The organism is Saccharibacillus deserti (assembly GCF_013618475.1).
In the GTDB taxonomy this organism is placed as follows: domain Bacteria; phylum Bacillota; class Bacilli; order Paenibacillales; family Paenibacillaceae; genus Saccharibacillus; species Saccharibacillus deserti.
Genome location: NZ_JABJVN010000005.1, coordinates 257,907 through 269,925 on the forward strand (window position 1 = coordinate 257,907; position 12,019 = coordinate 269,925).

General features: G+C 58.3%; 7 protein-coding genes. 3 read left to right on the forward strand and 4 right to left on the reverse strand.

Annotated elements, in window-relative coordinates; translation table 11 throughout:
- Nucleotides 1-38: 38 nt before the first annotated feature.
- The 4 genes from HOP44_RS14860 to deoR form a co-directional block, all read right to left on the reverse strand.
- Nucleotides 39-437 (reverse strand): cytidine deaminase, encoded by a 399-nt coding sequence (locus HOP44_RS14860; protein WP_172254814.1) that lies wholly within the window; start codon nt 435-437, stop codon nt 39-41.
- Between the two features lie 135 nt (nt 438-572).
- On the reverse strand, nt 573-1,238 hold the full coding sequence (deoC, locus tag HOP44_RS14865) for a deoxyribose-phosphate aldolase (RefSeq protein ID WP_172254649.1): 666 nt from the start codon (nt 1,236-1,238) through the stop codon (nt 573-575).
- A 283-nt stretch (nt 1,239-1,521) separates the two neighbouring features.
- Nucleotides 1,522-2,514, reverse strand: coding sequence for a hypothetical protein (locus HOP44_RS14870; RefSeq protein WP_172254651.1), 993 nt, complete (start codon nt 2,512-2,514; stop codon nt 1,522-1,524).
- A 225-nt stretch (nt 2,515-2,739) separates the two neighbouring features.
- Nucleotides 2,740-3,678 (reverse strand): DNA-binding transcriptional repressor DeoR, encoded by a 939-nt coding sequence (gene deoR, locus HOP44_RS14875; RefSeq protein WP_343059910.1) that lies wholly within the window; start codon nt 3,676-3,678, stop codon nt 2,740-2,742.
- A 277-nt stretch (nt 3,679-3,955) separates the two neighbouring features.
- Here deoR and HOP44_RS14880 point away from each other — a divergent pair, with 277 nt between their 5' ends.
- From HOP44_RS14880 to HOP44_RS14890, 3 genes are all read left to right on the forward strand, one after another.
- On the forward strand, nt 3,956-4,666 hold the full coding sequence (locus HOP44_RS14880; RefSeq protein WP_425501879.1) for a 4'-phosphopantetheinyl transferase family protein: 711 nt from the start codon (nt 3,956-3,958) through the stop codon (nt 4,664-4,666).
- A gap of 73 nt (nt 4,667-4,739) precedes the next feature.
- Nucleotides 4,740-11,552, forward strand: a complete 6,813-nt coding sequence (locus tag HOP44_RS14885) for a non-ribosomal peptide synthetase (RefSeq protein WP_172254657.1) — start codon at nt 4,740-4,742, stop codon at nt 11,550-11,552.
- Nucleotides 11,553-11,641: 89 nt separating this feature from the next.
- The gene (locus tag HOP44_RS14890; RefSeq protein WP_172254658.1) at nt 11,642-11,986 is read left to right on the forward strand and encodes a hypothetical protein; all 345 of its coding nucleotides are present in this window, start codon (nt 11,642-11,644) and stop codon (nt 11,984-11,986) included.
- The last annotated feature ends 33 nt before the right edge of the window (nt 11,987-12,019 follow it).

Sequence of the window (12,019 nt, forward strand, 5' to 3'; positions counted from 1 at the left end):
CCGCTGCCGGGCAGAAGCGGAAACGTCCGTCGACCGTTCTATTTCGTCTTGTCCATATCTTTGGCCTGGAAGTATCCCGGAAGCAGGCGATCCATCGTCCATTCCTCGGTACTGCCGTGAAGATTCGTCAGGTAGATACGCGTATTCTCGTCGGCAAACTCCGCAATCACCTGGCGGCAGGCGCCGCACGGCGAGACCGGCCCTTCCGTATCCGCTACGACCGCGATCGCTTCGATACGGCGGATGCCTTCGGAGGCGGCTTTGAAAATGGCGGTGCGTTCGGCGCAGTTCGTCAGGCCAAACGAAGCGTTCTCGATATTGCAGCCGGAATAAATGGTGCCGCCGGCCAACAGCGCGGCGCCGACTTCAAAATGGGAATAAGGGACGTAAGCGGACGACCGGGCTTCGATCGCGGCTTCGATAAGACGGTCTTTCATGGGATGGCTCATCTGGGAAGACCTCCTGGGATCAAGTATTCGAAATAAGGGACGAAACGCTTACATTCGTTCGCAAAACGAATTCGAAGCATCGACCCCGCCCGATGGACGGGGGCCGGCTTCGATCCGCTTCGATCAATACGAAGAGTCGGACTGGCCGCCCTGCATAATCTTCACGCCGGAGCTTGCTCCGATGCGCGTCGCGCCGGCTTGAATCATCGCTTCCATGTCTTCGCGGCTGCGAACGCCGCCCGAAGCTTTGACGCCGATATCGGGACCGACGGTTTTGCGCATCAAGGCGACATCTTCAGGCGTTGCTCCGCCCGTGGAGAAGCCGGTGGACGTTTTCACGAAGTCGGCTCCCGCGCGAACGGACATTTCGCAGGCGAGGACTTTTTCTTCGTCGGTCAGCAGGCAGGTCTCGATGATGACTTTGACGAGAGCTTTGCCCGAAGCGGCTTCCACAACGGCGCGGATATCGCGCTCGGCCAATTCGGTGTTGCCGCTTTTCAAGGCGCCGATGTTGAGAACCATATCGATTTCTCCGGCTCCTTTTTCGATCGCGTCGCGGGTCTCGAACGCTTTGGTCTCCGGCGTGGACGCTCCCAGCGGAAAGCCGATGACGGTGCAGACTTTCACTTCGGTACCGTTCAGGCGTTCGGCCGAGTAGGCCACCCAAGTCGGATTAACGCAGACGGAAGCAAATTTGTAGGTCTTCGCTTCCTCGATCAGCTTGGCGACTTCCGTTTCCGCAGCGTCGGCGCGCAGAAGCGTATGGTCGATCATGGATGCAAGATTCATCGTGGATCTCTCCTTCGAATTCGGATTTATTCTTATCATACCATCTTCGTGAACAAATGCAAAAGGTTACATGAAATTTTGTTCAAGAAAATAAAAAGGCGGTATTCGAAGAGGGATACGGCAGCCGTGAAGAACGCAGATCCATACCCGCAGACGCAAACCGCCCGCCTGCTTTCCTCTGTTCGTAGAGGAAAGCGGGCGGGCGGTTTTTGGCTGTAGATCCCTTAAAACCTGCAGTCCAAAGGGATGAGGCACAGCGGGCGGGACCGATGGGCCGAATACGTTATTTGCCTGCAGCGGCCGATTTTCGGGCGGCGGGCCGCACGGCTTTCGACGCTGCCGCAGCCGTACCGCCGGCAGTCAGCGAAGAAGATCTGCGGGAAGCGGCGGCAGCCGTCTTCTCCCGGAGTTTCTTCCAGCCTTCGTAATCGTGTACGGCAAAGCCGGCGAACGCCGGACTTTTCCCGAGAAGGGTTCGGACTTCTTCAAGCTGGGCGTTCATAAACGAGGAACCTTCTTCGTAGAAAGTGACTTTGGGCGTTTCCGAAGAAGGATTCGTTTCCACCGCGATCCGTACCGGTTTGCCCAGTTTTGCGGCTTCCGCCAGTTCGTTTCGCGCCGCATCGGCGATCCGCTCCGCGGAATCGCGATAAGCCATGATCGTTACGCCGTCGAACCGGCCGATCAGCCAGGCGCTTAACGTGCCCGGCTCGCCGGGCATGGCATGTTCGTCGAACCAAAAAGGAATATCGGCTTCGACGTTCAGACCCAGCCGGTCGGCGCCCGACAATAAAGCTGCAATGCTGTCTTTCCAGGATCGCAGGAGAGCCTCTTGTCCGCTTGTCCATTCCGGAAGCAGGTAAGGCTCCACGTCGACATGGATTCCGGCGAACCGTTCCTCGGCCGAAGCCCCGGACTGATAAGTGGACAGCCAATCGATAAAAGCTTTCGGCAGATGGCGTTCAAGTGCCCAGCGGGGCGCCCCGTCCAGTGCGTATACGCGGACCTGTTGCGCCGAAGCGCGGCGGATAAACGACGCGTAGTCCGCGGGATTCATATCCGGGTCGATCTGCAGATACAGGGTATCGATGTCGTTTGCCGCCGCGAAACGCAGCAGATCGCCGGACGAGGAACGCAGCAGCCAGGGGTTCCAGACCCAGGTCGAGAATCCGCCCGGCTCGCGCGAATAGGCGCTGCCGGCTCCCGTCAAACCGGAAGACCAGGCCAGCAGCAGACAAAAAACGAGGCAGCGGGAAATGACGGGATGAGTCTTCATGGGGGTTCCGCACCTTTCAGGTTGTCCGTGAATCGGGAGAGTGCTGCGCGAAAAGGCTTCGCGTTCTAGTACCTTGCCAACTCTTAATCCGAGGTTTACGTTTTCCTGAAACAACAATTCCGTCGGAGACTTCGTACCCGCTTCAGGTACGAAATCTCAGGGGAACGCAACCTCACCTTTAGCGTTGACAAGGTTCTACCTATATCGGCAGATTGGCGGGCAAATTCAATCCGCCAGCAGCGAGAGGGCCGTAAATTGGTCGGTTACGAGGATATTGGCATATCGCCCCGCAAGTGCGGCGCGGATCGCCCGGATCTTGCGCGGACCGCCCGCGACCAGGATCGATTTTTCTTTGCGGCGCAGTTCGGGCAGGTCGATTCCCACGGTTCGGGCATTGATCTCTTCGCTGCATATCTGGCCCCGATCGTCGAAGAAACGGGAGCAGATATCGCCGGCCCCCGATGCCCGGAGCATTTGGCGCTGCCGGTCGTCGAAGTAGCCCAGGCGAAACAGCAGGGCATCTTCTTCGACCGTGCCAACCGTAAAGACGGCGACATTGGCCTGGCGTCCCAATTCGATGATCCGCTGGATATGCCGGTCTTCCTCGACCATTTCCTTAAGTTCCACGCTGTCAAAAATAACGGGCAGCGGCAGATAGCGGGCGACGGTACTGAACGCTTCCGCAAACAAGTTGGCCGTCTCCGCCGCATAGGTAGGCACCTGGGAATGGCTGACGCCGCCTTTGAGCTGGACAATTTCCACGCCTTTGACGGCTTTGTGCCGCAGACCGAGTGCGAGTGCATACATGGTGGTACCCCAGGTGATCCCGATGATGTCGCCGTCCTGCACCGTCTCGTCCAGATATTCCGCCGCTGCGGCGGCGACGCGCCCGCGGATTTCGCGGTACTCGTTCTCGGGCGAGTAGCAGACGCGTACACCTTGCAGGCCGTACCGGCGTGCGACTTCGGCGCCCAGGGCATCCAGATCTTCGAGCGGGTCCGAGATACTGATCCGGACGAATCCGTTTTCTTTGGCATGTTGAAGAAGCCGCGATACCGTGGGACGGGAGACGCCCAGTCGAGTCGCGATTTCCTGCTGGCTGTAGTCGGACAGATAATAGAGGCGGGCCGCTTCAATACTGAGCCGCTGTCTGTCCAGATCGATTTTATCCGTCATGATCGTCCCCTCGGTTTTTTTAAACTCATTATACGTGTCCGCTTTCCGCTTTGCACGGAAGAAAGGAAGTCACCTAAAAGTAGGGATCGAAAAAATGGGTCTAAAGGATTAAATGATACTTTTTTCTTAAAACTATTTGATTTCACGGAGAATGTTCCGATATTCTTTAGGTGAGATTTTTTGGTATCATAGGAACGAAGAACGAATTTGAAGTGTCTTGCGCCGCATATTTGGGCGAACGGGAAGGGGCCGAATCCTTATCGAAGTGTATGCTGCCGCTCTTCGAACACTGCCGGACCCAGCGGAATGGAACCGCTGGTTTCCCGCTTTTTTTTCGGAAGAACGGGCAAGAATTTTGCGTTTTGCACGCGAAGAAGACCGGTTCTCCAGAGCCGTGTCCCACATGCTCCTCTCCGCTTTGCTCGGCGAACGGCTGCAGCTTCGTTATGAAGAACTGATTTTTCGCCGGAGCGGATACGGGAAGCCTTATCTGGATCTGCCGGGGACGCCCGCTTTCAATCTGTCCCACTCGGGCAGAATGGTCGTATGCGCCGTGGCACACACCGAGGTCGGCATCGATGTGGAGCGGATCGAGCCGCTGGACCGGGCTACCCTTCGAACGATGCTGGGAGCGGAAGCGGCCGGGCGGACAGCGCGGATGACGGAAGCCGAAACGACCGATTTTTTCTACGGGCGCTGGACGCTGCTGGAGAGCTGGCTCAAAGCCGAAGGGACCGGATTGAACAACAAGCATACGCTCGAGACGTTCGCTCCGCGGTTCGACGGGGAAAGTTTGGTCATGGATCCCGAGAAACCGGAAGGAACATCGTGGGCGCTTGGCACACTGGCGCTTGATTCGCCGTTTCCCGAACGTTATGCGCTGGCCGTATGCCGGAAGCCCCAAGAAAGCCTGCCCGGTCACGTGCAGTTCATTGAAGTGCCCGAGCTGATCGCGAGATTCCGCGCGCTGCTCTAACTTAAGACTGCGCAGGAACCTGTTTTGCCAAAATCCAGATGATATAAGAAGCGGAAGGGGAAAAAAGAGAGCGATGAAGGCAGAGTTGAAGCGAATTTCGGATATCGAAACGTATTGGTTGAAGCAGTTGGAGGCCGTGGAAGAAAAGACGCTGCTGACAGGAGAGACACCGCCCGCCGCGGCGGGAATCGGGGTCGTCGAACGCGAGTTTCTGGCGGTCGACCCCCTGTTTCGCCAAGGAGACGCGTGTGCGGCCTGGTCGGTTCTGCTGCAGCGCTATTTGCGCGCCGAAGAATTGGCTTTCGCGGTTCAACGTTCTTCCCGGGAAGGGATGACTCCGCTGCTGTTTCGAGGCGGCCGGGAAGATACCTTCCGCATGCGTACGGAAACGGCGGCCGCCCTTCTGCGCGAATCGAACGAGTTTGCCCAGGAAGCTGCGGTCTTTGCGAACTGGTATGCTTCGGGTCTTGCCGAGCGCCCTTATAACACGGGGATCGGATTCGGCCCGGACGTCCAGGCCGTCCAAGCGCTTGAATCTGCCGGCTGCGATCTGTTTATCGTTTTCACAGGTACGGACCGTCTGCGCGTCCGTGCGGCATTCCGCGAAGACGTCTTCAGTGAAAGCTTCGTCCGAGAGATGCTGATTCACCTTCACGGACTCGTCGTGCGTATGGAGCAGTCTCCGGATGCCCGGATCGGCGAAAGCGATTTGCTCGGCGAGCAGGAGCGGCAGATCCTGCTGAATCTGTGGAGCGGGGCGGCGGGAGAATTCGAAGTATCCGGTCCGATCCACCGGATGATCTCCAAGCAGGCGGCTTTGTTCCCGTCCCGCGAAGCCGTCGTCTGCGAAGACGGCTCGCTCAGTTACGGAGAATTGGAGAGCCGCTCGAATGCCCTCGCGGCCGAACTGCGCCGGTCGGGACTCGGGGACGGAGGTCTCGCGGGCATCATGGCCCGTCCGTCGATCGAAATGATCGTATCCGTGCTGGCCGTGCTGAAGACCGGAGCGGCGTATCTGCCGATCGATCCCGAGTATCCGGCGGAGCGGATCCGGTTCATGCTCGAAGACAGCGGGGCGGGGCTGCTGCTGTTGACTCCGCGGCTTCGGGCGCCGGAAGACTACGCCGGTCTTACGCTGCATGTCGACAACGCCCGGGAATGGGAAGCGGCGGAAGCCGATCTGAACTCCGGTTCCGCCGACGCGCCCGCTTACGTCATCTATACTTCGGGCTCGACCGGCACACCCAAAGGGGTAGTGGTCGAACATCGTTCGCTGATCAATCTGGCACAGTGGCATATCGATCATTTCCGCATTACGCCGGAAGACCGGACCGTCAAATATGCCGGATTCGGGTTCGACGCTTCGGTATGGGAGATTTTCCCTTACCTGCTGCAGGGAGCGTCCATCCATATGATTCCGGAAGACCTCAGACTCGACCCTGCCGGTCTCAACGATCATTTCAATGAAAAAGGCATCACCGTCGCGTTCCTGCCGACCCAGCTGTGCGAGCAGTTTATGGAATACGACAACTATTCGCTGCGTGTGCTGCTGACGGGCGGCGACAAGCTCAAGACTTTCCGCCCCCGCCCCTATGAGCTGCACAACTGTTACGGCCCTACCGAGAATACGATCGTGACCACTTCCCATCTGGTGACCGAGATGGAAGCGAATATTCCGATCGGCAAGCCGATCCGGGGCTCGCAGATTCTGATTCTCGACGATTACGGCCATCTGCAGCCGATCGGCGTCGCCGGCGAACTGTGCGTGGCCGGAGACGGATTGGCGCGCGGGTATCTGAACCGTCCGGAATTGACGAACGAAAAATTCGTTTCCCATCCTTACCGGGAAGGCGCCCGCATGTACCGGACAGGCGATCTGGCCCGCTGGAAGCGCGACGGTACGATCGAGTTCCTCGGCAGGCTCGACCATCAGGTCAAAATCCGCGGATTCCGGATCGAAATCGGCGAAATCGAGCAGCGGATTCTGGAATGCGAAGGCGTGAGAACCTGCATCGTCGTTCCTCTGCAGGACGCGGCCGGCGATGCGTATCTGTGCGCCTACGTCGAGTCAGGCAGCGGCGGACCTGCCGAATGGAGCGCTTCGCTTGCGCGCACCCTGCCCGACTACATGGTGCCGGCCCGCTTCGTCGCGATGGAGAAGCTGCCGGTCAATGCCAACGGCAAGATCGATCGCCGTGCGCTGCCGCAGCCGGAGTCTATGGAAGAGACGATCCGGGAAATGCCGCTGGGCGAAACGGAAGAACAGCTGCACACGCTGTGGAGCGGCGTTCTCGCGCATGACCGGTTCGGCGTTCTTGACCGCTTCTTCGATGTGGGCGGCCACTCGCTGCAGGCTGCGATTCTGCGCGCCCGGATCGAGCGCCGCTTCGGGGCGAAGCTGTCGATTCGCGAGCTGTTCGAATATACGACCATCCGCTCCCAGGCCGAAGAAATTGCCAAGCGTACCGCGGGCGGAGCTCCCGCGCGGGAACTCTCGATCACGACCGCGCCGACAGCGCCGACCGGGCGCTACCCGGCGTATCCGGCGCAGGCCCGATTGTTCCTGATCGAACAGATGGAAGGCGCCGGCACGGCTTACAATGCGCCTGCCCTGCTGCGGATCGAAGGACCGGTCGATGCCGGACGCCTGGAACGTTCGCTGCTTCGGATGCTGGACAGACACGAGGCGCTGCGCACTTCTTTTGAACTGTTGGGCGAGCGGATCATGCAGCGTGTACATGAAGAGGCCGGGCTGCGCCTGGCGGTGCGGCAGGGCCGCGAAGAAGAAATCCGGGAACGGATGGACGCTTTCGTTCGTCCGTTCGATCTGGGCCAAGCGCCGCTGATGCGCGCGGAGCTGGTCTCCTGCGGCGAAGAGCTGCATTTCATGATGCTTGATTTTCACCATATCGCGGTGGACGGCGTATCGATGCATGTCTTCTTCGAAGAATGGTCGGCCTTTTACCAAAGCGATTCCGCAGAGCTCGCTCCGCCGGTGCAGTTCAAAGACTTCTCCGTCTGGTATGAACGCGAAGCCGCGGCTCCGATCCGCGATTCGCAGCTCGGTTACTGGCGCGGGCGTCTAAGCGGAGAGCTGCCGATGCTTCAGCTTCCGGCGGACCAACCGCGTCCCGAGAAACAAAGCTTCCGCGGAGCGACGCTGCACGGAGAGATCGGAGCGGGCCTGCAGTCGGATCTCAAACGCTTGGCCGACCGTACGGGAACGACGCTGTTTATGGTCATGCTGGCCGCCTACGGTACCCTGCTCGGCCGTTATGCCGGACAGGAAGATGTGATCGTCGGCGTGCCGGTCGCCAACCGGAGCCGCGAAGAGCTGCACGGCGTAATGGGCATGTTCGTCAACACGCTGCCGCTGCGTACGTATCCGGACAAGGCCAAGACTTTTGCGGATTATTTGGGAGAAGTCAAAGCCGAGCTGCTCGGCGCGTTCGATCATCAGGAGTATGAGCTGGGCGAGCTGGTCAACGAACTTAACGTGCCGAGAATCGCCGGCCGCAGTCCGCTGTTCGATACGATGTTCGTGATGCAGAATACCGGAAGCCTGGCACCGGATTTTGCGGAAGCCCGTACAACCGCCGAACGGTACGCGCCGCAGATTGCCAAATACGATCTGATGGCGGATGTAACGGAAGAAGAAGACGGGATCCGGATCGATTTCCAATACTGCACCGATCTGTTCGAAGAGCGTACGATCCGTATGATGGCGGATCACTATATCCGGCTGCTGGAATCGGCTGCGTCGAACGAGCATACCGGACTGCATGCCATGCCGATGCTGGGCGCCGAAGAAATCCGGGATCTGGCATGGGGTCTGAACGATACTGCGTCCGCCTACGAGCGGACCCTGACTCTCCAGCAGGCGTTCGAGCGCCGCGCCGCCGAGCGGCCGGACCATCCGGCGCTGACGTTCGAAGGAACGTCGCTGACTTACGCGGAATTGAACGAACGGGCCAATCGTCTTGCGCACACGCTTATTGAAAAAGGCATTGCCGCCGATAAATTGGTGGGACTCATGACGGACCGTTCGCTGGAGATGATCGTCGGATTGCTCGGCATTCTCAAATCGGGCGGCGCTTATGTGCCGATCGATCCGGAATATCCCGAAGAACGTATCCTTTATATGATGGAGAACAGCGGAGCGGATCTGCTGCTCACCCAGCGTCATTTGGGCGGAAAGCTGCATTTCGCGGGGGAAAGCCTGTATCTCGATGAAGCGGATGTCTATTCGCCGCATACGGAGAATCCTCCGGCGCGCAGCACCGCAGCCGATCTGCTGTATGTCATTTATACGTCGGGAACGACGGGCCGTCCAAAAGGCGTCATGCTGGAGCATCGCAACATGATGAACCTGCTGCATTACGAATATACAAGCACCAACATCGACTATACGGGCCGGGTCCTGCAGTTCACGACGCTCAGTTTCGACGTCTGTTCGCAGGAAATCTGGTCGACCTTGATCGCGGGCGGAACCCTGTGCATGATCCGCAGCGAAATGCGGCGGGAAGTGGGGCAGCTGCTTGATCTGATCGGACAGCAGCAGATCGGCGTCCTGTTCATGCCGGTGTCGTTCCTGAAATTTATCCTGAGCGAAAAAGAATACGAAGACCGTTTCCCGACCTGTATCCGCCATATCGTCACGGCGGGCGAACAGCTTACGGTACCGGAAAAATTCCGCGAACATCTGCGCCGCCACCATATTTTCCTGCACAATCATTACGGCCCTTCGGAGACGCATGTCGCAACCGCGCATACGCTTGATCCCGCGGGCGCGATTCCCGAGCTGCCTCCGATTGGCAAACCGATTGCCAATACGCGTGTTTATCTGCTGAACGAGGCGCTTCATCTTCAACCGAGAGGCGCAGCGGGCGAAGTGTACATCTCGGGCGAATGCGTAGGCCGGGGTTATTACAATCAGCCGGAGCTGACGGAAGAACGTTATTTGCCCGATCCGTTCGAAGCCGGCAGCCGGATGTACCGGACCGGAGACCTGGCCCGCTGGAATGAAGCCGGGGAGCTGGAGTTTCTGGGCCGGCTGGATCACCAGGTCAAGATCCGGGGCTTCCGGATCGAACTGGGCGAGATCGAGGCGGCCCTGCTGGAGCATCCGTTGGTCAAGGAAACGATCGTGCTGGCGAAAGAAGATCCTTCGGGCGTCAAGTCGCTCTGCGCCTATACCGCCTCTCCCGTCAGGGCATCGCTGCGCGAGCTGCGCGACCATCTGGCCGGGCGTCTGCCGGATTATATGATTCCTTCGCATTTCGTCCAGCTGGATGCCCTGCCGCTGACGCCAAACGGCAAGATCGACCGGAGGGCTCTGCCCGAACCGCAGCCGGGTGAAGGCTCGGCGGCCGCGACGTACGCGGCGCCGCAGTCCGACCCCGAACGGAAGATTGCGGAAGTCTGGCAGGCTGTGCTGGGTACGCAGCGGGTCGGCCTGCATGACAACTTCTTCGAGCTTGGCGGTCATTCGCTCAAAGCGGCGGTGATGGTTGCCCGTCTGCAGGAGCAGTTCGAGCTCAGTATCAACGACGTATTCGAGCATCAGACGCTGGCGGAACTGGCCGCGGTCGTCAAGCCGGCTTCGGGCCGTATCGTCGAGAAGTTGGCGGAACTGAAAGAAGCCAGCCGCAGAATCGGCGAAGATACGCTGGCCGAGTCCCGTCAAACGTATCGGAGCCGCGCCGAAGCCGATACGGCTGCCGTCGATGTGACCAAGCTCCGGCCTTACCGCGGCGTTCTGCTGACCGGAGCGACAGGATATGTCGGCGCGCATCTGCTGCACGATCTGCTGGCCCATACCGATTGGAACGTCTATGCGATTGTGCGGGGAGACGATGATGTCCAGGCGCTGCGCCGGGTTCGGTCCAAGCTTGATTTCTACTTCGGCGAAGGCCGGCTGGCAGGTGAGGAACCGCGCCTGCACGTCTTGGCCGGAGATCTGTCCGAAGAGCGGATGGGACTTGACGAAGAGCATTACGCAAGACTCGAACGCGAAACGGATGTCATCTTGCATGCCGCCGCGACGGTCAAACATTACGGCAGCTACGAAGACTTCAGACGCCACAATGTGGAAGCGACGGAGCGGCTGCTGGAGTTGGCCGGCAGTGCGGAGCGGAGCAAAGATTTTCACCATGTCTCCACGCTCGGCGTAGCGACCGGCATTATTCCGCAGCATGAAGAAGCCTTTTTCGGCGAATACGATCTGGATCTTGGACAGGAATACGAGAATTATTATGCCAAGACCAAATTCGAAGCCGAACGGAAAGTGGTGGAAGCCCGGGAACGGGGATTGCGTACCAGCATCTACCGGCTCGGCAACGTCGTGTTCCATTCGGAGACGGGAAGATTCCAGCAAAATATCGGAGACAACGCTTTTTATACCCTGATGCAGTCTTTCGCGCGTCTTGGCCTGGTGCCGGAACTCGAACCCGATACGGACTTTTCCTATGTCGACGGAGTCAGCCGGGCGATCCTGCTGTTGATGCAGCCGGAAGCCCTGCAGAATGAAATCTTCCATCTGCTTAATCCGAATCTGGAAAGCATGCACCGCATTTTGACAAAAGAAAGACTCGGCTATCAGGTAGAGACTCTTGAATTTGCAGAATTTGTCGACGCTCTGGCCGAAAAATTCTCGTCGGGCGAATCGCGGGCGGAGATCGACAAGATCATGCTGCACTACGGCTGGCTTGAAAGTGCGCAGATCCAGACCCGTTTCGAGATCGCTTCCGATCGTACCGTTTCCTATTTGATGCGGCTTGGATTCACTTGGAAAGCAATGGACGACACCTTGGTCGAACGGATGATCGGCTATGCGAAACAGACGGGATTTTTGGATATCCAGCCTGATGGAAAACATGAATTTTAAAGAAAATATGCAATTTTTTTCTTTGAATTCGACAAAATTTTTAGTACACTGTATAAGAAGGTTTATAATTGAATCGAGGGGGAGTTTCCATGTTTAAAATCGAGTATTTCCCAGCCGAGAATCGTGTTGTATGTACGGTAGAAAGCATTACGATGGACGAAGTGGAAGCATACCGCAAAGAGTACACCGCGATCATGACAAAAGTTAAACCGGGCTTTACCGGCCTGACCGATCTCAGCAAAGGCAAACTGTTCACGCAGGAAGTGGCGGTAGCTCTGGCTCCTACGGGAGAAGAGTCTATGGCAAAAGGGCTGACCAAGTGGGCGTACTATACCGGCTCTGCCGTATCGAAAATGCAAATGAAGCGCATGTTCGGCGATATCGTCGTTTCGTTCGAAAAACTCGAAGATGCGGAAGCTTACCTGAACAGCTGATCGGAACCGGCAGCCGCGTACGGACGTATGGCG

What these genes read in the sequence shown, in the direction of transcription:
- HOP44_RS14885 (WP_172254657.1), top strand. Translation starts at nt 4,740, where the DNA reads ATGAAGGCAGAGTTGAAGCGAATTTCGGATATCGAAACGTATTGGTTG.
- deoC (WP_172254649.1), bottom strand. Translation starts at nt 1,238, where the DNA reads ATGAATCTTGCATCCATGATCGACCATACGCTTCTGCGCGCCGACGCT.
- HOP44_RS14870 (WP_172254651.1), bottom strand. Translation starts at nt 2,514, where the DNA reads ATGAAGACTCATCCCGTCATTTCCCGCTGCCTCGTTTTTTGTCTGCTG.
- HOP44_RS14890 (WP_172254658.1), top strand. Translation starts at nt 11,642, where the DNA reads ATGTTTAAAATCGAGTATTTCCCAGCCGAGAATCGTGTTGTATGTACG.
- HOP44_RS14860 (WP_172254814.1), bottom strand. Translation starts at nt 437, where the DNA reads ATGAAAGACCGTCTTATCGAAGCCGCGATCGAAGCCCGGTCGTCCGCT.